18 protein-coding genes and 1 tRNA gene are annotated in these 23,746 nt (G+C 47.8%); 5 read left to right on the top strand and 14 right to left on the bottom strand.

The features are described from left to right. Nucleotides 1-70: 70 nt before the first annotated feature. Nucleotides 71-1,027, bottom strand: coding sequence for a hypothetical protein (locus NNO04_RS05305; protein WP_271443786.1), 957 nt, complete (start codon nucleotides 1,025-1,027; stop codon nucleotides 71-73). 543 nt (nucleotides 1,028-1,570) lie between these two features. On the opposite strand from NNO04_RS05305, the gene NNO04_RS05300 reads away from it, so the two are divergent. Both NNO04_RS05300 and NNO04_RS05295 read left to right on the top strand, forming a co-directional pair. Beyond that, nucleotides 1,571-2,218, top strand: a complete 648-nt coding sequence (locus tag NNO04_RS05300) for an inovirus Gp2 family protein (RefSeq protein WP_271443785.1) — start codon at nucleotides 1,571-1,573, stop codon at nucleotides 2,216-2,218. A 91-nt stretch (nucleotides 2,219-2,309) separates the two neighbouring features. After that, nucleotides 2,310-2,528 (top strand): helix-turn-helix transcriptional regulator, encoded by a 219-nt coding sequence (locus NNO04_RS05295; RefSeq protein ID WP_271443784.1) that lies wholly within the window; start codon nucleotides 2,310-2,312, stop codon nucleotides 2,526-2,528. A 217-nt stretch (nucleotides 2,529-2,745) separates the two neighbouring features. Here the strand turns inward: NNO04_RS05295 and NNO04_RS05290 are convergent, their stop codons facing one another. The 10 genes from NNO04_RS05290 to NNO04_RS05245 all read right to left on the bottom strand — a co-directional run bounded on the left by NNO04_RS05290 (nucleotide 2,746) and on the right by NNO04_RS05245 (nucleotide 16,836). Next, nucleotides 2,746-3,531, bottom strand: a complete 786-nt coding sequence (locus NNO04_RS05290; protein ID WP_271443783.1) for a hypothetical protein — start codon at nucleotides 3,529-3,531, stop codon at nucleotides 2,746-2,748. A 12-nt stretch (nucleotides 3,532-3,543) separates the two neighbouring features. Continuing rightward, nucleotides 3,544-4,548 (bottom strand): GTPase family protein, encoded by a 1,005-nt coding sequence (locus NNO04_RS05285; protein WP_271443782.1) that lies wholly within the window; start codon nucleotides 4,546-4,548, stop codon nucleotides 3,544-3,546. Nucleotides 4,549-4,586: 38 nt separating this feature from the next. Beyond that, entirely contained in the window at nucleotides 4,587-5,270 is a 684-nt protein-coding gene (locus NNO04_RS05280) for a WYL domain-containing protein (RefSeq protein ID WP_271443781.1), read from the bottom strand. Nucleotides 5,271-6,087: 817 nt separating this feature from the next. Further along, nucleotides 6,088-6,903 carry a hypothetical protein gene (locus NNO04_RS05275; protein WP_271443780.1) on the bottom strand — a complete coding sequence of 272 codons (816 nt, stop codon included), beginning with the start codon at nucleotides 6,901-6,903 and terminating at the stop codon, nucleotides 6,088-6,090. A gap of 2 nt (nucleotides 6,904-6,905) precedes the next feature. Further along, nucleotides 6,906-8,711: an AAA family ATPase gene (locus tag NNO04_RS05270; RefSeq protein ID WP_271443779.1), complete on the bottom strand. Its 1,806-nt coding sequence runs from the start codon at nucleotides 8,709-8,711 to the stop codon at nucleotides 6,906-6,908. Nucleotides 8,712-8,725: 14 nt separating this feature from the next. Continuing rightward, complete coding sequence (locus NNO04_RS05265; RefSeq protein WP_271443778.1) at nucleotides 8,726-10,714, bottom strand: restriction endonuclease subunit S; 1,989 nt, start codon at nucleotides 10,712-10,714, stop codon at nucleotides 8,726-8,728. After that, nucleotides 10,711-12,489, bottom strand: a complete 1,779-nt coding sequence (locus tag NNO04_RS05260; RefSeq protein WP_271443777.1) for an N-6 DNA methylase — start codon at nucleotides 12,487-12,489, stop codon at nucleotides 10,711-10,713. Before NNO04_RS05260 ends, NNO04_RS05265 begins: the two co-directional genes overlap by 4 nt. A gap of 31 nt (nucleotides 12,490-12,520) precedes the next feature. Further along, on the bottom strand, nucleotides 12,521-14,926 hold the full coding sequence (hsdR, locus tag NNO04_RS05255) for an EcoAI/FtnUII family type I restriction enzme subunit R (RefSeq protein WP_271443776.1): 2,406 nt from the start codon (nucleotides 14,924-14,926) through the stop codon (nucleotides 12,521-12,523). A 346-nt stretch (nucleotides 14,927-15,272) separates the two neighbouring features. After that, nucleotides 15,273-16,553, bottom strand: coding sequence for a tyrosine-type recombinase/integrase (locus NNO04_RS05250; protein ID WP_271443775.1), 1,281 nt, complete (start codon nucleotides 16,551-16,553; stop codon nucleotides 15,273-15,275). Nucleotides 16,554-16,751: 198 nt separating this feature from the next. Continuing rightward, nucleotides 16,752-16,836 (bottom strand) — tRNA-Leu (locus NNO04_RS05245). A 230-nt stretch (nucleotides 16,837-17,066) separates the two neighbouring features. Here NNO04_RS05245 and ahr point away from each other — a divergent pair. Then, nucleotides 17,067-18,086 (top strand): NADPH-dependent aldehyde reductase Ahr, encoded by a 1,020-nt coding sequence (gene ahr / locus NNO04_RS05240; protein ID WP_271443774.1) that lies wholly within the window; start codon nucleotides 17,067-17,069, stop codon nucleotides 18,084-18,086. A gap of 134 nt (nucleotides 18,087-18,220) precedes the next feature. Beyond that, nucleotides 18,221-19,723 carry a helicase HerA-like C-terminal domain-containing protein gene (locus NNO04_RS05235; protein ID WP_271443773.1) on the top strand — a complete coding sequence of 501 codons (1,503 nt, stop codon included), beginning with the start codon at nucleotides 18,221-18,223 and terminating at the stop codon, nucleotides 19,721-19,723. 42 nt (nucleotides 19,724-19,765) lie between these two features. On the opposite strand, the gene lptG is transcribed toward NNO04_RS05235, so the two are convergent. The 3 genes from lptG to NNO04_RS05220 all read right to left on the bottom strand — a co-directional run bounded on the left by lptG (nucleotide 19,766) and on the right by NNO04_RS05220 (nucleotide 22,062). Beyond that, nucleotides 19,766-20,848 carry an LPS export ABC transporter permease LptG gene (gene lptG, locus NNO04_RS05230; protein WP_271443772.1) on the bottom strand — a complete coding sequence of 361 codons (1,083 nt, stop codon included), beginning with the start codon at nucleotides 20,846-20,848 and terminating at the stop codon, nucleotides 19,766-19,768. Continuing rightward, a complete protein-coding gene (lptF, locus tag NNO04_RS05225; protein ID WP_271443771.1) occupies nucleotides 20,848-21,948 on the bottom strand; it encodes an LPS export ABC transporter permease LptF in 1,101 nt (366 codons plus the stop codon). Before lptF ends, lptG begins: the two co-directional genes overlap by 1 nt. A 63-nt stretch (nucleotides 21,949-22,011) precedes the next feature. Continuing rightward, nucleotides 22,012-22,062, bottom strand: coding sequence for a hypothetical protein (locus NNO04_RS05220; RefSeq protein WP_223307023.1), 51 nt, complete (start codon nucleotides 22,060-22,062; stop codon nucleotides 22,012-22,014). A 154-nt stretch (nucleotides 22,063-22,216) separates the two neighbouring features. Here NNO04_RS05220 and pepA point away from each other — a divergent pair, with 154 nt between their 5' ends. Further along, the gene (gene pepA, locus NNO04_RS05215; RefSeq protein ID WP_162382959.1) at nucleotides 22,217-23,728 is read left to right on the top strand and encodes a leucyl aminopeptidase; all 1,512 of its coding nucleotides are present in this window, start codon (nucleotides 22,217-22,219) and stop codon (nucleotides 23,726-23,728) included. The last annotated feature ends 18 nt before the right edge of the window (nucleotides 23,729-23,746 follow it).

Genomic DNA, 23,746 nt, shown 5'->3' with positions numbered 1-23,746 from the left:
AAAAGATTGTGTTAAATTCGGGTGAGATCACACGGATAGTACAGAGATAAAAACGACTGTAATTTAAATATTACCAGCCAGCATTCTGCTTCCTGATAGCCCGGTTGAGCGTGTCCAAATCTTGTATAGTTTTTTCTTTTACTGTGTAGGTGGTTCCATTCGGGTCAATAGTGACTGATTTCGGAAAATGATCCTTTATGATTTTAACCGTTGATGGGTGACTAAAAAATCGATATCTGAGACCTGTGCTGCTAATAAAGTCTCCCTCTAATGGGGTAGCCAGTTCATCTGGTGATTGCGGCTCATACAAAACCCCGACAAAAAAACCGCCCCCACGCATGCCTTCCAGACCATTAATATACAACTGGTGTGAATGTTTTTTTCTGTTCCATCCATTTTTGGCCATGTCATGAAATGTTCTGTACTTAATGTTGTTCAGATCGAACAAAAGCGCTTCATCGTCGTTTGATCTTTTAGTATGTACAGGAATCACCTTGCATGAATAATCAATTTTCACTTCGAGGCCATCAGCGGTGTGCTGTCTATATTTTACTGTTACCTTTCCGATGAAAAATAAAAATAACGCCGGTTTGAATTCACTATTATCAGGGACATGAAGTTTTGTCTGTAGGTATGCAATTACTCTTCTGAGTATATCCCTCTTGTTTATCGCTTCCGCAGGCTTTGGCACGTCACTAAACATGATGTAAGGAAGCGTTTCGATAAAACTATCTCTCTGGAACAAACGATGAAACGCATCGGTTACTCCCCTGACTATTCCATCAATAGTCAAATTATTGATTTCAAAACCTGCATTGAAAACCTTTTCCGGCACCAGATTTTTATTCGCCACCAGTTTACCTGAAGGTAAAAGTGAATCGTTTTCCATCCTGTACTTCAAGGCATCCAAAATCATGTCCTGAATCACAGCTGAACTACTACTACCTGTTCTCTTCGCCAGACCCACTATCATCTGATGAAGTTCAGGATAGGAAAGATTAACCGTTATCCTTTTTTTACTTACCATCACACATTCCTTATAAGGTGCAGCACTTTTTAGATTTTAACAGTGCGGCACCTTTTTAAAAACTGCTTTAAATCAAGAGAGTGTTTCATACAAAAGCAACTGCTTTCGGCAATATCCGCTATGGTTGCATGAGCGCCAGTAAAATGTTCATCCGCAAATCGGGGCAAGAAATAGCTCCGTAGTCAGCGTACCGGGATAACTTAAGAGTGGTTTTAGTCCGAATGGGAGGAGTAATAACAGCCAGAAACCCGATACAGCTGGGGTATACGGAGTGACAGGCGGTGACTTCAGTGATTATTTACTGCCGGATACTAATTATATGTTTATTGTTGTTCCCTACAGTATGAACAGTACCTTACAGATATAGGGCATACAGAGATCCACAGGGAAGTGGGTATAGAACCGTTAAGAGAGAGTAAAGCTATCAGCAGAGACTCAAGCCAGTTATAGAGTGAGGCAGTGTTTTCTTTGATCGTCCTGTACCTACGTTAAAAGTTACCAAGGCTCTCATGGGTATGTTACCCACAACATGAGAGCCCTGAAATGATACTCAAAGAATGTAACAGCGAGAAGAATGCTTATCATATGCAGCGTCTTGAAGCGCTGACAGCCTTCGTGATGAATGAACATGCCCGTGTTCTAGCCTTCGGGCTAGATTTAAGCCTGCCGCAGCATAACCAACATAAGGGATATGAATCTGCGGTGATAACCCGTTTTATTGCCTCTCTTAAGGCACAAATAGTCGCTTATCTGAAGAGACGCAGCAGAGAAGGTAAACGCATATACCCTTGCCCGATGTATTACGCATGGGCCAGAGAGTTCGGTGAGCTTAATGGCAATAAGCATTATCACCTGGTGCTGCTGGTTAACCGTGAGGTGTTCAGTTGCATGATGCTGAAACTCGGGGTTAAGGGTACCGGAAGAGGATTATTGCTAACGATGGCAGCTAAGGCGTGGTCCCATGCGCTGAAACTGAAGGGTAAAGCGAAGGAGAAGGTCAGTTATCATCTGGCGGGTGTATTTGAGCTGAACCGCAAAGAGGGAACCCACAGTTCTGATTATGAGGGTTACCTGAAGAGGATCTGCTATCTCGCCAAAAAACGCTCCAAAGAAAATGATGACGGTGAGCGTAATTTTGGCTGTAGTCAGTTTAAGGCCAAAGCGAAAAGTAATTTATTACCGGAGAAGTGATTGTAATGACGGAGCACGCAACATGACCTTAAATCAAAAGGTTAGTTCTGCTCCTGTCTTTTACCCACTCAAAGACAGAAGGACAATCGTCATGAACAATCTTCCGACTCCCGAGACCGAGCTGATGAACGATAAGCTAGTGGACATGATATTTATCACCACATTTACGGGCCTAACCGATAAGTGGTTCTACAAGCTGATTAAGGACGGTCTGTTCCCGAGACCCATCAAGTTTGGCCGCAGTTCCCGCTGGCGGGAAAGTGATGTCAGGCGCTGGCTGATGGAGCGCATAGAAGAATCCCGCAAATAATGCCCTTGAGGCCACTACCACGCGCCCTTATCCGTAACACTAACCCGACACAAGCGCTATGTCAGTAAACGTCTGGCAGGGCTGTTGTTGCGCGTTATTTTTACGGGGCGCTGTAGGGGTGAAATGAATGACATCCCGGTGGGGTTAAACATAATTAAAAGGAGGAAGTGTCGGATAATTGACTGACACTTACTCCCCGGACTCACCATAGTTAAATTTAATTATTGAAGGTCCAGCTGCCGGAATCGGTCGCAATACTGGCTTCGATAATACGGTCACATTTCATATATTTGAACGTGGCCACATCACCGAAATGATATTTGGCTGGCAGGGTTCTGTTACCGATGCTCTCCATTTTACAGTTCCCCCGGTTAACCCGAATGGATTTCAGTACCACGTTGTCATCAGTGATAGTGAGCTGAATAACGCCATATCTGGTATTCCAGCCTTCATTGCTGACTGTGCTGCCGAACTGTACTTTAAACGGAGGTGTTGTAGGTTGCTGTGCCTGCTGTTGTTGAGAAGGTGCAAGTTTATTCGCCTGCTGGCTACCCACGCCATTAATACCGTTCTGGAGGAGATTCCTGGAAACGTTAATCGTACCCGGTTTGCAGGATACGGTGCTGGTTTCCTGCCCGAGTGAATTCATGGCCGTGTAATAAGCATCGCCTGTACCATCATATTCCGAATAATTGACAGCAACAGCGCCTTCGATATCGTCACTTTCTCCGCGCAGAGTGAAAGAAGCGGTTCCCGCCTCTGATTTAGCGATGACAGTTTGCTTCGCCTCACCGGAAGGAATGTCCAGTTTAATGACTGAACCTCCCTCTTCGGAATCACCACCGGGCCTTTCAAAACTGATATAAACAGTATGACTGGCATGACTGAGCGTCATTTGCTCGCCGTTTTCAAGCATGCACTGCAAGTCGTAGCCTCCGCCTGCATAAGCAGACTGGGCAGCAAATAACGATATAAACAATGCAGGAACAACTAGTAGTTTCATTAAATGCTTTCCTTATCCAAAAAAATGGTCCCAGACGTTACCCGCCCACTCAATAACCCTATCTTTCCCCTTACGGGCCAGCTCTTTGACGGGACCAGGTAACGGAACAGAATCAATAACGTCGTCAAGTATTCCGGAGAGCACGCTGGCAAAGCCGCCTTTCGCCTCCGTCTTTACGTCATCGGTTTTGTACTCTTCCTTAAACTGCGAGGCTGTGCTGCTTTTAGCTCGATCAGGCAAAGCGCGGATCATCGTTTCGACAAGACGAAGGATGTTGTAGCCCTCATCGGCGGAAATAGGGATTACCGGATATCGCGTAAAGCCAAAACGTTCAGTAATGTAAGATTCTTTCTTTTCGATGTTAATGCGCTGTGCCGGGGACGGCTGATGCAGGTATGTATCCCACTCACGGAAGGGCTCGATTTTATCAACCTGGTTGAGGACGAACAAAACGCGCTCACCACCACCTGCTGGGAGCAGAACATTGTTGTAGAAATACTCATCTGCAGAAAAAGCTCGATCGTCGCCTTTTATCACCCAGAGGATGAGATCCAGTGAAGGAAGCAAATTGCGGTATAGATCTTCGTACTCTTTATCTCGTAAAACATTTTCACCGACACCAGGGATATCGATGATCTTCAGCGAACGTTTACCAAAGTGTATGCGCAGTTCCTGGACCTCACGCGTACAGGCTTCAACGTCACTGATCGCACAAACTTCGCCCTGGAATAGCGCATTACACACGCTTGATTTACCTGCGCCGGTCTTTCCCATAACACCAATAACGGGTTCATAGTCGATAGCTTCACTGATTTTGTTAACCAGGTTTTCCCGCAGCGACTGAGGGAAAACATCGAGAATATCCCTGATGTCAGGTATGAGCGGCGGGCTGTCGGCTTTTATCGCATTGCTATCATTAAACATGTTGTCCCATACCACTGAAATCCCCCCTTCTCTTCTGGTGATGCCATTAGCATCAGTAATCATCCGGCCTTCGCCCTTTACCGGGTCATCCATAAAGGTCTCCTTGTTTATGTTTAAATGAACGTTGCCAGTTACTCTCTGAAGGTCTGAATAACGTCACTGATGAAACGAAAGTGTGGAAGAGCCGAAATAAATTCCTCACTGGCGGTGAGCGCATCAAGTTCAGGCTTTCTACGAAAAGAGGTATCAAGAACAGTCACAGCGTTAACGTCTTCCATCCGAAACACCTGTAGCTTTCTCGCTCGAGTAGCCACAAGAAACCAGTTTCTTGACTGGAAAATCAGGCGGCGAGGAGCCACTCCTTCGTAGCTTTTACCATTGACTAATAGCGTGACGGTTCGGTAGTCACGGATCGCTTCGGCCAGCTCCAGAAAGCAGGTGGTTTGGGTGATTGGCGATGGCAATCCTCCATGTCCGATAAGACATGGTGAGCACCCAGAGCTACTGGTAATGAGCCGGATTAATCTGCGGTTCTGGGCCGGAATGATCCCCGAAATCCCAGAATTGAGGATAAACGTAAAGGTATTAGGTAAATGCTCTCGACCAGTTCGCCGGATAAGTCGGTAGCACCCATTGGAATGTTCAAGATCTAGATGGATTAGACGCTGCTGAAAATCCCGCTGTAGAGTGCGCTCTGAGACACCAAACTCATTAGCCAGCGCTTTCAGCTCCAAGGATTGGCCAGCCAGTAACCGGCTGATAATGACCGATAGCCTTACAGAAAGACGGTCATAATGATCATGTTGTGTTTTCATGGTGAGAACAGTCCTGAACTCCCAAAATAACCAGATATTGATATGGGAGATTATGACGTACTAGTTCGACACGTTATGTCGTACCAAAGGAAGGTGGATTGAAAAAATGGTAGGGGTAACTACAGCCATCTAATGCTTTGAAATATAAGTTAATTAGTTGGCTCCTGCGCGAAGTCATCATCAAAAAAACGACACAACCTGTCGCATTCCGCATTGTCAGAAAGGGAATATCTGCTGCTCACGAAAATGATTTAGTTCTGAAAATAGTTATAAACTAATACATAACTGTGCATTGATTACATTGCTGTAGCAACTGAAGCTGGTAGTTCTGAGGCTTACTTTTACGAAGGTGAAAGTACGAGGAAATGAAATGATTACAAAAGTGAAGGAGACTAAAATCTGATACAATGAGATTGACATGCGGTAATAACCAGTAACTACCTGATTAGGTCAAAATTCATACACAAAAAGTGCTGGTTACTGATTCACATCTAGCGGCCAGGTCAGAATAATTTACAGACTCGAAATTCACTTGTTAAGCTTTCAACAAGGTATGCCACAGATTATCTTGCCTATAATACTTTTTGCACGAGTGTGCTCAACCGATTGAACTCCACTTTGCTCTAGAACCGCATGGTGATACTAAAATTATGTAATGTGTATAGGCTTAATTATGAAACTACGCTAATTTTGCATTTCACTATATAACATTTTTGTAGGCATTTTTATTAATCGCAAATAACCGCTTGATACTATATCAAGCAATTGCATACTCAACTTATGATTCAAGCGACAAGACACCTTTACCCCTGAACCTTTAGCGTTCAAATACTGCTGCTATTACTGCTTCTGGGGCTTGCTTACGAATACATGCTTCAGCAACCGATGAGAACTCCTGATCGTACCTAACTTTTTCTTTTAAGCGTGCAATCGACATTTCTTTCATCATCCAAACTAGTGCTTGCGCTCCATGTGCTTTAGCACCCCGATAATCTTCAATAGCTGATAGGCACTCATCCCACTTTTTTCCGCGTTTTTGGTTGAGCCGATCAATTCTATTCAGCCCAAGAATTTCGATTGTTTTCTCTGCTTTGAATTTTTCAAATTCATCAATGCCGCCTGCTAATACAGCAATACAACCATCATCATCTCGATCATATGAAATTAACCGAGTCTGATCCGTTAATGGATCAATTAACACAGCTCCTTCCAGTTTTAGTTGCATTTCTAAGCAATGCACTGGCGCGCGGTGCTCCCCATCCATTATTGGAAATTGATCACTTTTCTTGGTATTTATCAAATGCCCAGCGATCACGTAATTTTTCCAGTTAAAGGTAAGCCACCAATAACCATCTTCATAACTCCCATCTAGATTTTTTACACGACCCTTTGGACGGAAATGATCAACGTGAATCGGTGAAATTGATTCCTCTGCTTCGGTATACCAACATTTGTTAGCAAATTGGCCCATAAGCCAATCGCGTATACGAGCATCACGCCAGAAGCCGTCATATTTATCGAGTATTAATTGTCTAGCCGCTTCATCAGCGGCAGCTTTTAATGACGCAGTAATAGCATCAGCCTCGGCAACCCAGTCAGCTGGTGGTGTACCCTTAATAATTACTTTGCGCATGCTTACCTCTTCAACCTTTCAGCCAGCTCTTGAGCAAGTGATGACAAGTCATCCATTCGTTGAGCCTTTACTAACTGTTCCATGATTTTCTCAGCAACGGCATTTTGTTCTTTAAGTTCATCATCACTAAGCAACTCGTCAAGTGGCTTTCTCCTAACCTTGTACATCTGCTCAATAAAAAGCTGATACATTGGGTCGCGATATTCTCTTGAAAAACCTAAGTCATCCAAGCGAACTACTAAATGGTCCAGCTCTTGCTGCTCGTTTTGATTCAAGCCTTCATGTTTACGCTTGGCTAGCAGATCGTTGCGACGTTGAAGAGTATTTAAAGTGTGATGGTCTAGTGTAGAAGGTAAACCAAACATTTCGCTTTTTAGTAAGCCAGAAACTCCCATACCTTGGGGATGCTCGTCAGGTTGTTCGACCAAAGTTCTACCATCAATATTACGAATAATGTGGACCTGTTCTTTTCTGAGTGAACCGATCATCATTGGGTCGTGAGTGGTGATCAATATTTGCGATTCACCTTGTGCAACAGAACCCTTTTCGGAACTTAATACACTCTCAATGTCCTCGAAGTACCGTAATTTCCAGAGGGGATTCAGGTGTGTATCGGGTTCATCCAACAAAAAGAGACAATGGTCATCGCGTGTGATACGCATTAGCCCCAATACGGTAAGCATTTGCAACTCACCCTCAGAAAGGTTAGTAAAACTTACCTTACCGCCGTGTTCATCACTTTTCTTGACCACTATACGTACTTCTTCGATCAAATCACCGATATAAGCTCCTTCAGCGTAGCGGAAGAAGCTATCAGGTCCGCCTACCAACTCTCCTAATTGTTTGAGTTTTTCTTTATTCGGCACAAATAAATACAACTGTCGTTGTTTTTCTGTGCGACCACGAAAATCAATTTGCTTACTAGCCTCTTGTTCAATAGGAGCCCAAGCCACTTGCCAGAGTTTGTCTAGGAACTCACTCACTACGTTGCCGCGCGCATACCAGAAGCGAGGATCTCCTTCATTAAGTTCCGTCTCATCGAATTTACTATTACGACGTTTTTCACGCAGCCGGTGAGGCTCTTTCAAAACAAATATCGCTGATTCTAATGATTCGATATGCAGGTTTTTCAATACCTTTTGAAATATCGGATCATCAGATAGCAAGCATGCCAACAGTACCAATTGGCTATGGCCACCACGACAGTAGAAAAGGCGACGCAGACGATCATCTCCAGCTTGCTTTAAACGTAAATCTCGGCGACGTTTAGCTTCTTCCAGTGCACGAATGTCAGCATCGCTGGCGCTAAAATTCTCCAGCAATCGTTCGGAGAGTACTTCATCAGTAGTTATTTCCTGACGCAATGTAAAACGTCGCTGGTGCTCTTGGAACAATTGCTCTATGCGCTCATTACGACCGGAGTAATAAGCAAAAATATGTGACGGCAATAGTTCACGGTTTCTCAGTAAATAGCCTTGGGATTCACTTATTTCATTAACCCACACATAGGGGCGTTTTTGTTTAGCGGTGTCTGCGTGGATGCGCACAACCTGGCCACGAATTTCGTATTCCAGTGCGTAATCAAAACCAGCATCGCGATCAAGATCGACGTCGCGAAACAAGGTAATTAACGCTTCGATAAAATTTGACTTACCCATGCCATTCTGACCAATCAGAGCATGACTGCGAATGTGTTTAAGTTCGGCGTCAGAGGCTCCCCCCTCCATAGGGTCTAACTTTGAGGCAAAGTTCACTTCTAGATTGCGGAGGTTGCGAAACTGTGGAATAGATATATATCGAAGTTGCATGCAAATTCCCTTTTCTATTTTTCCAACATTTCAGCAGGCTTGGGCTCTTGTAACCAGCCTTGAGCTACTTCAGATTTCAATTGTGCATAGAAAACATCGATTTCACTTCCAAAACGCTGCCATAAATCCTTTGCACTCATCTCACCATTGTGGCGGGCAAGTATGGTGGCCAGTGGTGCCAGGGATTTGACGTCAGGTGTTGTATTCAAGCGTATAGGAGCTAAAAGTTCAGTTATTGGAGCTTTCAAAGGTTCCTCTTCTTGTTCGACGGCAATGCCGGTAAGGGTGGAAACAACGCTTGTAGCAAGATTGGCTGCTATGCATTGCTTCTGAGAAAGCTGATCCGCGTAACGGTCACATATACGGAAAAAATCATCAATAATGGAAACAATCCGGTCTTGTTCAGACTTTGGTGGAACAGGGACAACCAAATCTTCAACACCTCCAACCCGAAGATGCTTAACGGTCATGCCTATAGCTGATTCGATCATCCGAGATTGAAAACTAGGGCTTTGCATGACATAAAGCAGAAAACGATTGTTGAATAAATCATGATATAGGCGAACTAGCATCGAACGCTGTCCGAGGCAAACCTTCTCTCCTTCTGGCACAATGGCGGCTTCTCCCATAGGAGCTTCTCGAGTTAAAAAAATGTCACCACTCTTGGGCGGCATCCGCCTTGACCAGTAATTATAGGTTTCCACAGAAATCTTTCTTGTCTTGGTCAGATCCATGATGCCATTGCGTATGTCAGTTGTGCGAATGAGGTGAATGCCGTCACTGACATATGGTGCCGTTTTGTTGTGGCAATCAACCACTGCCTGCGATACCTGCAGTAAGGATGCCCATTCCCAATGCTTCGGTATGACATCTTCAGGTATGGAGATCCGCTGGATACGCAACTTTTTCAGCATTGCCAAAGCTTCTTTTTGCTCTTGCCCATCCGACAAGTTCGCCCACTCGGTACGTTTAGCCGCAATGCTTTCAAGCAAATCGGCACCGGTTGAAACATTATTATGATCAATGTTCAACAATTCACCGGAAACAGCCAAGTCGAGAATCAACCCCTTAAATGCAACGATATCCTCCGGCATATGAAACATCCGCGCGAAGTTTTTGTCCAGGCGCGACCAAGCGGTTTGTAGTTCGTGTGGACTAGTCGCGCTGGTAACAGCTCGCAATGTGGACTGCCGAAGAGCATTTTGCAGAGTACGGCGAGTTCGCTGTTGTGCTTCCAGCTTGTCACATAAGGCCATTAGTTCATCGACTTTGGCGACAATGCGGGCTTGTTCAGTCGTTGGTGGCAATGGCATGGCGCAAAGTGCGAAGTAATCTGTTGGTAAGCGTTTTTGCCCTGCGGTACCAGTCATGCTGGCCTCGCCCTTTGCCCGAAACAATGGCGAACGTATGAACAGGTACACGTAACTTGGATTTATACATTCACTAATTGGGCGAAAAACATGGAATTCAGTCGAACCTGCACCTAACCCATATTTAAGGCCACTAACAACAGCTGATTTACCGTTTTCAAAACATGGCGTGATTTTGGCGAGTAAGACGTCGCCATTGGCGAAATGGGTATAGCCTTTGTTGATTTCAGACCAAGGCTTTACTTCCCCAACAATTCTCTTCGAGTGTGTTTCAGACACGCCCGCCATGGGAACGAATGTCGCCATAGAAGCGGCTTCAGCTTGATTACGAGGGTTGATTTCACCAAGATCAAGCAATCTACTCCAGCGCCAATTAGATGGAATCTGAATAGTTGGAGGAACAAGGGGAGCTGATTCCAATTTTAGAGTGCGCTTATATTTCTTTTCGCTGATACGCTGCTGGCGGATACGAGCAACATTTTCAAGAACAACATCTGCGTTACCATCTTTCTCTGTCTGAGGAATCAGTCTACCAGTTACGGCAAATTGATAAATCAACTCTCTCAATCGTGCCACGCCCTCTGGCGCATTAGCGATATGACCAAACTCAGCCAAAAACTGTTGTGCATTCATTTGGCATTCTCATCAGAAAAGTGGTGAGCAAGTGCTGCTGCTAGCTCACTCTTAAGCTGATTTTCTGTTTCTTCAATTTCGCCTAACAGCTTTTTGTACTTAATCAAAAGTTCGTCAGGGTCAAGGTTTTCCTCCTCTGGAGCATTGGGATTTTTCAGATCAAGATTAAAAATTGGCCAATAGAGGCGATCACCACTCGCTTGGGCATCACGTGCTTTTAAGCGGAGGCCCTCGCTTTCGTTGCGCAAAATTTCAATATCGTCCTCAACAATTTGTCGCTGAGCCTTATCGTTGATTCCTTTAATGGATTCCCGCAGATCGCGGATACGGTTATCCAACCTACTGGCCTGATTACCCAGTTCTTCGGCATGCTGCCAGTGAGGTTTTGCGGCTGCTTCTGCTTGCTCACGCTTACTCTTGAAATCTATTTTCCAAGCGAATTCGTTTTCGACTCGGTCAGCAAAATCGTTATCTTCGCTTCCCCACCATTCTTGTTCAGGTTTAAATTCTTCTAAACGAATTGGCTTGGTTTTACTGTAACTTTTGTACCCCGGTGGGTACGGGTGTTCGTAAAACCAGATAGTATCGGTATGAAAGTGCTCGCTACCATCAGCAACTGTAACGCCCTTGGTAAAGAAAAGTAAGTTGGTTTTGATAGTGGTATAAGGTGCAAACACCCCTTTGGGCAAACGGACAATGGTATGTAGTTTGCAGTCACGCAACAGCATTTTTTTTAGTGTGCCTTTAATGCCGTCACCAAACAAAAAACCATCAGGAAGAACTACAGCAGCGCGACCATTTTCCTTAAGTAACTTTTTAATAATCAGCGCCATGAACATATCGGCGGTCTCACGGGTTTTGAGGTCCGTGGGGTAGTCACTACCCACACCGTCATCTTCATAGCCACCAAAAGGCGGATTGGTAATTATACAATCAACCTTCTGACTGGCGCTCCAATCGTTCCAACCAATACCTAACGTATTTTTATGCTCAATTTGACTAGGTACATCAATACCATGCAACAACATATTAGTAGTGCAAAGGAGGTGTGGCAGTTGTTTTTTTTCAATACCCCGAATTAACTCTTCGATGGCACGCTTATCCTCACTACTTGATCGAGTAGTTAGCTGGTTTCGGAAGTGGTCTATGGCTGCGGTTAAGAAACCACCAGTACCACATGCTGGGTCCATTACCATTTCACGCTTGTCCAAGCGAGGAGCTACCCGATCAACCATAAAGGCTGTTATGGCTCGTGGAGTGTAGAATTCTCCTGCATTACCTGCACCACGTAAATCATTGAGTAATTGTTCATAAACATCCCCAATATTGGCGCGGGTTTTAAAGTCATGGAAGTTTATGGCGTCTTCGAGCTTCTCGATCACGGCCAGCATCTGTGGGCCGGATTTCATGTAGTTATTAGCATCCTCAAAAACACTGCGGATTACTTTATGCTGAGGACTTTTATTAGCATCAATGTTTTTAAGGGCCGGGAAAAGCTCGTTGTTGACGAAGCTAATCAATTCGCTACCAACAATTTGCGGTTTCTTTTTCCCATCGGCACCGCCTACATAAGCAGCCCAGTTACGCCAGCGGTACTCCGCAGGTAGAGGTGACTTATAAGCAGGATCATCATCCGCCCACTCCTCCTCACGCTGATCGAACACCTTGAGGAACAACATCCATGTGAGTTGCCCAAGACGCTGCGCATCGCCATCTACACCGTCGTCCTTGCGCATAATGTCTTGAATGGATTTGATTGTACTACTTAGATTCATCTTACTATTCGCTTATTGATGACTTGCTTAATCAAGCCTGTTTTTGTTCGGAGATATCGTAGAGTGCTTGTTCCAGCTCTTGTACTGCTTGAACGTACTGCTCTAGGCTACCAAAAATGCCCCGACGGATTTGAGTTTTGCTACCAAATTGGTCAAAAGGGGGCAACTCCAGCACTTTGGCATCTTCTATATCTTGCACGCCATGATCTGCAAATTTTTCAAGTAATGCCTCAAGCACAGCCTTAGCCTGTTCGCCGTACTTACCGAAAACGTCGCGTTTTTTCACGTTGTTCGCTCGTTCACGACGTGTTATCGGCTTTTGGTCGAAAGCGACGTAAGCAACTAAATCAAAAACATCTAATTCGCTGCCATTAGCGACAGACTGTTGCAGTATTTCCAACGGAACGCCACGTTTGGATAATTCCTCTATCACAGCTTCTTTACGCTCTGCCTTACTCCAGCGGCGCAGAAAATCGTGCAGGTCACTGAATTCCTCTTGCAGAGCTTTCTTTATGTCCTTTTTTAGTAGCATACGGAAGTCTTCAGTAATGAGCTTACCGTCAACGTCGAGATACTGTGAACGTTCTACTGCTAAATGGACATCGACATCATCAATTACATACCTAACTTGGGCAAAACTACTACTAGCCGTCTTACCATCTCTGTAGCCAAGATCATAGGGAGGTGTTTCAGGTTCGTCTAGAGGTGAAATGACATCTGGTGGTAACACGGGCTCATCTGGACGGGGTTCGTAGATAATTACAGGTTCGCCATCAAAATCTGGATCAGCAAACAGTCGTGTTGCACCTTTAAAATCCATGATGGTGAAGTACAATTTTTGGTAGTCTTCACGCAAGCGAGTGCCACGACCAATGATCTGTTTGAACTCTGTCATCGAGTTAATGTTTTGATCCAAAACAATTAGCTTACAGGTTTTAGCATCCACACCAGTAGTCAGCAACTTTGAAGTAGTGGCAATAACTGGGTAAGGTTCATCATTGTCGATGAAGTACGAGAGCTGTGCTTTTCCTTCGTTATCGTCTCCGGTAATGCGCATAACGTAACGGCGATTGTTCGCTGCAGCAGGGATAAGTCTTACTAATTCTTGGCGCATCCTTTCGGCGTGATCTTGGTCGTCACAAAAAACAATGGTTTTGGCCATCGGGTCTGTAGCCTGAAGATATTCCCATATCTTTTTGGCTACTAGAATTGTACGATTCTCTAGAACTAAATTGCGATCAAAGTCTTTTGTGTTGTATTGCCGTTGCTCAACCGCTTGTCCAAGCTTATCGATTTTTCCCTTCTCCGGTATGTAACCAACAGCATCAACATCTGTTGCAATACGGATTACCTTATATGGGGCAAGAAAGCCGTCTTCAATACCCTGTTTAAGTGAATAGGTATAAATTGGATCTCCGAAGTAGTTGATATTACTTATTTCTTTTGTCTCCTTCGGAGTAGCTGTCAGACCAAGATGGGTGGCACTATTAAAATATTCGAGAATATCGCGCCATGCGGAGTCTTCTGCTGCACTTCCTCGATGGCATTCATCAATAACCACCAAGTCAAAGAAATCCGCTGGGAATTGCCGATATATTTGTTTCCACTCCTCTTTCCCCGTCACTGCTTGATAAAGGGCGAGGTATATTTCGTAGTTCTTTTTCACTTCACGGTTGGTGACTTTGTGCATGGCTTCACCGAAAGGGGCAAAATCTTGCTGCATAGTTTGATCGACTAAGATGTTGCGGTCGGCCAAGAATAGAATGCGTTTTTTGGATTTTACCTTCCACAAACGCCAGATAATCTGAAACGCAGTGTAAGTTTTCCCAGTGCCGGTAGCCATGACCAGCAACACTCGATCTTTCCCCGTTGCTATGGCTTCAATGGAACGGTTAATAGCTACTCGCTGATAGTAACGAGGTTCTCGTCCACTACCATCAGTATAAAACGGTTGTTCAATCAGTTTGACAACTTCAGGCGCCACTAATCCCTTCCATTGCTGATACAACGGCCATAAATCAGCTAAGGTAGGAAATTGGTTAAGTTGAAGGTTTCGTTCGACAGGCTGAGAAAGTCCTGTACGATCGTGAAGAAGGAATCCAGCACCATTGCTACTAATAGCAAAGGGGGCATCTAACATCTCAGCATAAACTAAAGCTTGTTGCATTCCGTGACCAACAGAAAACTTTGCCTGTTTTGCTTCTACCACTGCAATCGGAACATTAGGCTTTGCATAGAGCACATAATCGGCGCGTTTAGGCCCCCCCCTAACTTGAGGATTTACGATTCGAGACGCCATTTTTCCACGAACCATAACTCGCCCATCAGTAAGGATTACCTCCTCACGGAATTGATGCTGCTGCCATCCAGACTGTTGAATAGCTGGAGTAATGAATTTCGTGCAGATATCACGCTCGCTGAGCTGATGTTTATCCATTTCAGTTTGCTCTCCCAAATCTGGGTTTATGTGCTTTAGGTGAGATAAACAAACTCCAAACATTCAAATTTGACGTTTTTTTGCTGTAGACAATCATGCAAAAAAGCATTCATTCCTCAATCCCTTCATGGTCAGAGTTGCACAAGAGGTAACGCCATTTTATCATCAAGGCGGGATGTACTCGCCTTCTCTAAGTCGACTGGCCGTCATCAGGTTAACAACGTTCCCCTAGTGCGTTAGTTGGATGTTTGACTAAACACAAAATTAAAAAAGATATCTATATGATCATGCTTTCAGATACCCCTTTTTGCTGTATTTTTCTGTTAGGTTGCTTGATTACGATTTTTTATCGATGCTTACTTCTTTGTATTGGATTGTTTGGCTTCGCATATTCAAACGGATTTATGGTCGCTAACTTGTTTGCATCCAGATAATCAGCCCACCACTGCAGCATCAGCCTCCTCTCTCCCAAATGCTCCGCCTTATGGATGTAGGCCGCACGTACAGAGCTACGCTCCTGATGGCTCATCTGCCTTTCTACCGCATCCCTCGACCACAATCCTGATTCAATAAGTGAACTACAGGCCATCGTCCTGAAACCATGCCCACAGACTTCCGTTTTGGTGTCATAGCCCATAACTCGCAAAGCCTTGTTCACCGTGTTCTCACTCATAGGCTTACGCGGATCGTGATCGCCAACGAAGATCAGCTCTCGGTTCCCATTCATGCTTTTGATCTTTTCCAGAATAGCTAAGGCTTGCCGCGACAAAGGAACAAGATGAGGAGTCCGCATCTTTGAACCACGCTGAGAATGTTTAACACCTTCCAGCGGTTCACGTTCACCTGGAATCGTCCACATGGCAGTATCAAAATCTACTTCTGACCAGCGAGCAAAACGCAGCTCGCTTGAACGGATGAAAACCAACAAAGTGAGTTCAACCGCCAGTCGGGTTAACAGTCTTCCAGAATAATGATCAATGCGATGAAGTAATTCAGGTATACGGTTAAGCTCCAAAGCCGCACGATGCTGCCGTTTAGCTGTGGCGACCGCTCCAGCGATCTCTTGTGCGGGGTTGTAATCGATTAAACCACTTTGTACAGCAAACCTCATAATCGCGGTAGTACGCTGCTGTAAACGGGCGGCAACTTCGAGCCGCCCGGATGACTCGACGGCTTTGATGGGTACAAGCAGATCCCGTGTCTTCAATTCAGCAATATTCCGATTACCGATGGCAGCAAAGAGATTATCTTCGAGGCTTTTCAATACACGAGCGCTATGCGATGCCGACCACTTCTGATTGCTGGCGTGCCACTCTCTGGCTACCACTTCAAACGTTATCGCCTCTTGCTCCTGCTCTACCTTAACGGCTTTCTTGTTCTCACTGGGATCGATGCTGTTTGCTAACAGCTTACGGGCTTCATCCCGGCGTGCCCTGGCATCCGCCAGCGAAACTTCAGGATATTTTCCCAATGCCAGCATTTTCTCTTTACCACTAAAGCGATAACGAAGTCGCCAGTATTTTGAACCGTTAGGGTGAACCAGCAAAACCATGCCTTCACCGTCAGTTAGTTTGTAGGCTTTTGCTTCAGGCTTAGCCGAACGAACCTTCACATCACTCAGAGCCATGATGAGTATCCTTTCAAGGGTCCTGTGTGGGTACAAACATTATCGAACCGGGATATACCCGCAGTTGTACCCGCATCAGTAAGTTGATGTAGATTGAATCAGGTTGACTTAGGTTGAGTGAAAAAGCGAGGAAAGCCTTGCGGATACTGGATTTCAGGCACAAAAAAAGACGTCCGTTGACGTCTATTGATGTTCCGATGGTGCCGAAGGCCGGACTCGAACCGGCACGTATTTCTACGGTTGATTTTGAATCAACTGCGTCTACCGATTTCGCCACTTCGGCACTGAAGAGGTATGCGGAAAACGTTGTGGATTATACCTGTCGCGCGCCACCATGCAAGCGGCAGCATGCGCCTCCTTCGCTAAGTGTCGAAATTTTCAGCATTACACGCATTAAAAGCCGTATTCATCACATTTCTCCCTCTCCTCTCACGCCTTACGCCCCCCTTCTGCGAAGCACCCCTGCCGACCATGCTCTACACTTCCAGTTCAACACCCACCGAGGGAAACACGATGTCCATTATAAAAAGCTATGCCGCCAAAGAGGCGGGCAGCGAACTCGAACTTTATGAATATGATGCCGGTGAACTCAGGCCGGAAGATGTTGAGGTGCAGGTCGACTACTGCGGTATCTGTCATTCCGATCTTTCCATGATCGACAACGAATGGGGATTCCCTCAGTATCCGCTGGTTGCCGGACATGAAGTGATTGGCCGCGTGGTGGCGCTCGGCAGCGCAGCTCAGGAAAAAGGGTTGCAGGTCGGGCAGCGCGTTGGCGTTGGCTGGACGGCGCGCAGTTGCGGGCATTGCGATGCCTGTATCAGCGGTAACCAGATTAACTGCCAGGAAGGAGCGGTACCCACGATTCTTAACCGTGGTGGTTTTGCTGAGAAGCTGCGGGCAGACTGGCAGTGGGTTATCCCGCTTCCACAGAGCATTGATATTGAGTCGGCTGGCCCTCTGTTGTGCGGCGGTATCACCGTCTTTAAACCTCTGCTGATGCACCACATTACCGCGACCAGTCGCGTGGGAGTGATCGGCATCGGCGGTCTTGGGCACATCGCCATTAAGCTGCTGCATGCGATGGGTTGTGAAGTCACCGCATTCAGTTCGAATCCGTCGAAACAGCAGGAAGTGCTGGCAATGGGAGCCGATAAGGTAGTGAACAGCCGCGATCCAGATGCGTTAAATGCGCTGACTGGACAGTTTGATCTCATCATCAACACCGTTAATGTCGATCTCGACTGGCAGCCCTATTTCGAAGCGCTGGCCTATGGCGGCCATTTTCACACCGTCGGCGCAGTGATGAAGCCGATACCGGTTCCGGCGTTTACATTGATTGCTGGCGATCGCAGCATCTCCGGTTCGGCCACCGGTACGCCCTATGAACTACGCAAGCTGATGAAGTTTGCCGGACGCAGCAAGGTCTCGCCGACGACAGAGTTGTTCCCAATGTCGCAAATCAACGAAGCCATCCAGCATGTTCGCGACGGCAAAGCGCGCTACCGCGTGGTGCTGAAAGCCGACTTCTGATCCCCGCCTCCGGGTGGCGTTGCCGCCCGTTTATCCCTGTCGCTTCGGAATCCGCTTCGCAAAGTCAGGAATTTCGCGATGTGGAACGCCCGGTGGTTGCCTATACTCCAGGCAGGATAAATGGAGGAAACCTTATGAGCGCACCCTTGTTAATTGCCCGCACGCCAGAAACCGAGCTGTTCTTACTGCCAGGCATGGCCAATCGTCACGGGCTGATCACCGGTGCAACGGGAACCGGTAAAACGGTCACGTTGCAAAAGCTGGCTGAGTCGCTGTCGGAAATCGGCGTTCCGGTGTTTATGGCGGATGTGAAAGGCGATCTGACGGGGGTTGCTGAAGAGGGGGTAGCCTCGGAAAAACTGCTTACCCGGCTTAACAACATCGGTATCACCGACTGGCAGCCACACGCCAATCCGGTGGTAGCATGGGATATTTTCGGCGAAAAAGGTCATCCGGTACGGGCGACTATCTCCGATCTCGGGCCGCTGCTGCTCGCGCGTCTGCTGAATCTGAACGAGGTACAGTCCGGTGTACTTGATATTATCTTTCGTATTGCTGATGACCAGGGGCTCTTACTGCTGGATTTCAAAGACCTGCGGGCCATAACGCAATACATTGGCGATAACGCCAAATCCTTCCAGAATCAGTACGGCAATATCAGTAGCGCATCGGTAGGGGCAATCCAGCGTGGACTGCTGACCCTCGAGCAACAAGGCGCAACCCACTTCTTTGGCGAGCCCATGCTGGAGATCACCGACTGGATGCGCGTCGATGCCAACGGCAAAGGGATTATCAACATCCTCAGCGCCGAAAAGCTTTACCAGATGCCAAAACTGTATGCTGCCAGCCTGCTCTGGATGCTTTCCGAACTTTACGAACAACTGCCGGAAGCGGGCGATTTGGAAAAGCCGAAGCTGGTCTTTTTCTTCGACGAGGCGCATCTGTTGTTTAACGACGCGCCTCAGGTGCTGTTGGATAAAATCGAACAGGTTATCCGCCTTATCCGCTCAAAAGGCGTCGGCGTCTGGTTCGTCTCGCAAAACCCGTCCGACATACCCGACAACGTGCTCGGGCAGTTGGGTAATCGTGTGCAGCATGCCCTGCGCGCTTTCACGCCGAAGGATCAGAAAGCGGTGAAAACTGCAGCGCAGACGATGCGGGCGAATCCGGCATTTGATACTGAAAAAGCCATTCAGGAGTTGGGTACCGGTGAAGCGCTAATCTCGTTTCTTGATGCAAAAGGCAGTCCGTCGGTAGTGGAACGCGCAATGGTCATTGCGCCCTGCTCGCGTATGGGTCCACTCACCGACGACGAACGTAACGGGTTGATTAATCACTCGGCACTGTACGGCAAATACGAGGAAGAGGTGGATAGCGAATCTGCTTACGAGAGGCTGCAAAAGGGTGTGCAGGCCAGCACTGAACAGCAGAACAATCCAACCGTGAAAGGCAAAGAGGTCGCGGTTGACGATGGTATTCTCGGCGGGTTGAAAGACATTTTGTTTGGCAGTACCGGACCGCGCGGCGGTAAGCGTGATGGTGTCGTACAGAGTGTTGCCAAAAGCGCGGCGCGTCAAGTCACTAATCAAATTATACGTGGGATGTTGGGTAGCTTACTGGGCGGGAGAAAACGCTAAGGTGCTACAAGTGCCCTCCCGTGACATGGGAGGGCAACAGGATTATGATCTCCGCAGCATTAACCAGAGGCTAATCAGGAAGAATGAGGCGCTCGGCAACAGTGCGCCAATAATCGGCGGAATGCCGTAAACCAGCGTCAGCGGACCAAAGATCTGGTCAAGCACGTAGAAAACAAAACCAAAGCTGATACCTGTGACAACACGCGCGCCCATCGGAACGCTACGCAGCGGGCCGAAAATGAACGACAGCGCCATCAGCATCATGACGGCCACAGAGAGCGGCTGGAACACTTTACTCCACATATTGAGCTGGTAGCGTCCGGCGTCCTGACCACTCGATTTCAGATACTTCACGTAGCTGTGCAGACCGCTAATGGAGAGCGCATCCGGATCTAACGCGACCACGCCGAGTTTGTCCGGCGTCAGGTTGGTTTTCCAGGTACCGCTCACCGTCTGCGAACCGGTGACTTGCTTAGGATTGGTCAGGTTGGACTCATCGACCTGCGACAGACGCCATACTTTGTGCTCAGCATCGAATTTCGCAGAAGCGGCGTAACGCACCGACTGCAAACGGCGCTGCTCGTTGAAGCCGTAGATACTGATCCCGCCCAACTCCGTGTCGCCCTTAACTCGCTCGATATACACAAAATTGTTGCCGTCTTTTGCCCACAAACCTTGCTGGGTAGAGAGCAGCGAGCCGCCATACATTTGCTGAGCACGATAGTTACGCGCCATCTGCTCGCCCTGCGGAGCAACCCACTCGCCAATTGCCATCGTCAATAACACCAGTGGAATGGCTGTTTTCATGACCGACAGCGCCACCTGCATGCGGGTAAAACCAGAAGCCTGCATCACCACCAGTTCACTGCGCTGCGCCAGCATCCCCAGCCCCAACAACGCGCCTAACAGCGCCGCCATCGGGAAGAAAATCTGCACATCTTTTGGTGCGCTGAGCAGGGTATACATCCCTGCGCCCATCGCATCGTAGTTCCCCTGCCCGGCTTTTTTCAGCTGGTCGACGAACTTGATGATGCCGGAGAGCGACACCAGCATGAACAGCGTCATCATGATGGTGGTGAAAATGGTTTTACCGATATAGCGGTCAAGTACACCAAATGGCTGCATTACACCGCTCCTCTACGCAGAAAACGGGCACGCAGACGGCGTACCGACACCGTATCCCACAAGTTCAGGCCAATCGCTAACGCCAGATATGACAGGTTTACCACCCACATCCAGAGAGCCGGATCCAGTTTGCCTTTACCGCCATTGGATTTCAGAGAGGTCTGCACAAGGAAGAACAACAGATACAGCAGCATCGCAGGGAGCATCGACAGAACACGCCCCTGACGTGGGTTCACCACGCTCAGCGGCACCACCATCAGCGCCATCATAAATACGGTAAATACCAATGTCAGGCGCCAGTGCAGTTCCGCCCGGGCACGATCGGTATTGGCCGACCACAGCGAGCGCATATCCATCTGCTCGGAATCATTGGGATCCAGCGCAACCGCCTGATGCCCAATAATCGCCTGATAGTTCTGGAAATCGGTAATGCGGAAATCACGTAACAACGCGGTCCCTTCGAAGCGTGTTCCCTGATTCAGGGTGACCACCTGAGAACCGTCGCGCAGCTGCGTCAAATGCCCAGAATCAGCCACCACCACGGAAGGACGAGCGTTGCCTTTCGGGCGGATTTGCGCGAGAAACACCTCTTTGAAGTCGCTACCATCGACACTTTCGATAAACAGGACTGAGCTACCATTGGTTGCCTGCTGGAATTGCCCCTGCGCAAGCGCAGCCATACCGGGGTTGGCTTTCGCCTCCGCCAGCACTTCATCCTGATGTTTAGATGATAAAGGTCCCGCCCACATGACGTTGACCGCAGCGACAATACCAGTAAACAACGCCAGTACCATGGCGGCTTTTACCAAAACGGCTTTGCTCAGCCCGCAGGCGTGCATGACCGTAATTTCACTTTCAGTATACAGTTTGCCCAGCGTCATCAGCAGCCCGAGGAACAGGCTGAGAGGCAGAATGAGCTGCGCCATTTCAGGTACGCCCAGCCCCAGTAGCGAGAGCACCAGATTTGCCGGAATATCACCGTCAACCGCCGCACCGAGGATCCTCACTAACTTTTGACAAAAGAATATCAAAAGCAAGATGAAAAGGATCGCAAGTTGGCTTTTGAGCGTCTCCCGTACCAGATATCTTATGATTTTCACTTTTAAATACGCCCGTAAAAACTCGTCTTTTGCAGGATTTTAGCTTGTTTCATGGCTTAAACGTCATTTATTCTCTTGAGTCGTCGAAATCGTCGCTAAGACTATTATACTCAACGGATTCACCTCTCAGAAAATTGTTCTGACGTGCCAATACCGTAATAACGTTAAGATTAACACGAAGTCACCGCAACAGCGGACATGAGTTACGAAAGCTTGCAATTCTATCCGTAGCCACCGCCGTTGTCTTTAAGAATCAGGAGTGTAGTGCATGGAGTTCAGTGTAAAAAGCGGTAGCCCGGAGAAACAGCGGAGTGCCTGCATCGTCGTGGGCGTCTTTGAACCGCGTCGCCTCTCTCCGATTGCAGAACAGCTCGATAAGATCAGCGACGGGTACATTAGCGCACTGCTGCGCCGTGGCGAACTGGAAGGAAAACCAGGGCAGACGCTATTGTTGCACCATGTACCGAACGTGTTGTCCGAGCGAATTCTCCTTATTGGTTGTGGCAAAGAGCGTGAGCTTGATGAGCGTCAGTACAAGCAGGTCATTCAGAAAACTATCAATACTCTGAATGATACTGGCTCAATGGAAGCCGTCTGCTTCCTGACCGAGTTGCACGTCAAAGGTCGTAATAACTACTGGAAAGTGCGTCAGGCGGTCGAGACAGCCAAAGAGACGCTGTACAGTTTTGATCAACTGAAAACCAACAAAAGCGAACCGCGTCGTCCGCTGCGTAAAATGGTCTTCAACGTGCCGACCCGCCGTGAACTGACCAGCGGTGAGCGCGCGATCCAGCACGGTCTGGCGATTGCCGCCGGTATCAAAGCGGCAAAAGATCTTGGCAATATGCCACCGAATATTTGTAACGCCGCGTACCTGGCCTCTCAGGCGCGTCAGCTGGCCGATAGCTACAGCAAGAACGTCATCACCCGCGTGATTGGCGAGCAACAGATGAAAGAGCTGGGTATGCACTCCTATCTGGCCGTCGGTCACGGTTCACAAAACGAATCACTGATGTCGGTGATCGAATACAAAGGCAATCCGTCCGAAGATGTGCGCCCGATCGTGCTGGTAGGCAAAGGGCTGACCTTTGACTCCGGCGGTATCTCCATCAAACCAGCCGAAGGCATGGACGAGATGAAGTACGACATGTGCGGCGCAGCGGCGGTGTACGGTGTGATGCGGATGGTGGCGGAACTTCAGTTGCCGATTAACGTCATCGGCGTGCTGGCGGGCTGCGAAAACATGCCGGGCGGGCGTGCTTATCGTCCGGGCGACGTGTTGACCACCATGTCCGGTCAGACCGTTGAAGTGCTGAACACCGACGCTGAAGGCCGTCTGGTGCTGTGCGACGTGTTAACTTACGTTGAACGTTTTGAGCCAGAAGCGGTGATTGACGTAGCGACCCTAACCGGGGCGTGCGTGATTGCGCTGGGCCATCACATCACCGGTCTGATGTCGAACCATAATCCGCTGGCACATGAACTGATTGGCGCATCCGAACAGGCGGGCGACCGCGCATGGCGTCTGCCACTGGGCGATGAGTTCCAGGAGCAACTGGAGTCCAACTTTGCCGATATGGCCAACATCGGTGGTCGTCCTGGCGGGGCGATAACCGCAGGCTGCTTCCTGTCACGCTTTACCCGTAAGTACAACTGGGCGCACCTGGACATCGCGGGCACCGCATGGCGTTCCGGCAAAGCGAAAGGCGCAACCGGTCGTCCGGTCGCGTTGCTGTCACAGTTCCTGTTGAATCGCGCGGGTTTCAACGGCGAAGAGTAAGTTTGTTTGCCGGATGGC

This window comes from Citrobacter sp. Awk 4, assembly GCF_028069725.1.
GTDB lineage: Bacteria > Pseudomonadota > Gammaproteobacteria > Enterobacterales > Enterobacteriaceae > Citrobacter_D.
The sequence above is the reverse complement of the archived record's forward strand: the minus strand, read 5'-3'. Positions and strand labels throughout refer to the sequence as shown.

What these genes read in the sequence shown, in the direction of transcription:
- NNO04_RS05305 (WP_271443786.1), bottom strand. Translation starts at nt 1,027, where the DNA reads ATGGTAAGTAAAAAAAGGATAACGGTTAATCTTTCCTATCCTGAACTT.
- NNO04_RS05300 (WP_271443785.1), top strand. Translation starts at nt 1,571, where the DNA reads ATGATACTCAAAGAATGTAACAGCGAGAAGAATGCTTATCATATGCAG.
- NNO04_RS05295 (WP_271443784.1), top strand. Translation starts at nt 2,310, where the DNA reads ATGAACAATCTTCCGACTCCCGAGACCGAGCTGATGAACGATAAGCTA.
- NNO04_RS05290 (WP_271443783.1), bottom strand. Translation starts at nt 3,531, where the DNA reads ATGAAACTACTAGTTGTTCCTGCATTGTTTATATCGTTATTTGCTGCC.
- NNO04_RS05285 (WP_271443782.1), bottom strand. Translation starts at nt 4,548, where the DNA reads ATGGATGACCCGGTAAAGGGCGAAGGCCGGATGATTACTGATGCTAAT.
- NNO04_RS05280 (WP_271443781.1), bottom strand. Translation starts at nt 5,270, where the DNA reads ATGAAAACACAACATGATCATTATGACCGTCTTTCTGTAAGGCTATCG.
- NNO04_RS05275 (WP_271443780.1), bottom strand. Translation starts at nt 6,903, where the DNA reads ATGCGCAAAGTAATTATTAAGGGTACACCACCAGCTGACTGGGTTGCC.
- NNO04_RS05270 (WP_271443779.1), bottom strand. Translation starts at nt 8,711, where the DNA reads ATGCAACTTCGATATATATCTATTCCACAGTTTCGCAACCTCCGCAAT.
- NNO04_RS05265 (WP_271443778.1), bottom strand. Translation starts at nt 10,714, where the DNA reads ATGAATGCACAACAGTTTTTGGCTGAGTTTGGTCATATCGCTAATGCG.
- NNO04_RS05260 (WP_271443777.1), bottom strand. Translation starts at nt 12,489, where the DNA reads ATGAATCTAAGTAGTACAATCAAATCCATTCAAGACATTATGCGCAAG.
- hsdR (WP_271443776.1), bottom strand. Translation starts at nt 14,926, where the DNA reads ATGGATAAACATCAGCTCAGCGAGCGTGATATCTGCACGAAATTCATT.
- NNO04_RS05250 (WP_271443775.1), bottom strand. Translation starts at nt 16,553, where the DNA reads ATGGCTCTGAGTGATGTGAAGGTTCGTTCGGCTAAGCCTGAAGCAAAA.
- ahr (WP_271443774.1), top strand. Translation starts at nt 17,067, where the DNA reads ATGTCCATTATAAAAAGCTATGCCGCCAAAGAGGCGGGCAGCGAACTC.
- NNO04_RS05235 (WP_271443773.1), top strand. Translation starts at nt 18,221, where the DNA reads ATGAGCGCACCCTTGTTAATTGCCCGCACGCCAGAAACCGAGCTGTTC.
- lptG (WP_271443772.1), bottom strand. Translation starts at nt 20,848, where the DNA reads ATGCAGCCATTTGGTGTACTTGACCGCTATATCGGTAAAACCATTTTC.
- pepA (WP_162382959.1), top strand. Translation starts at nt 22,217, where the DNA reads ATGGAGTTCAGTGTAAAAAGCGGTAGCCCGGAGAAACAGCGGAGTGCC.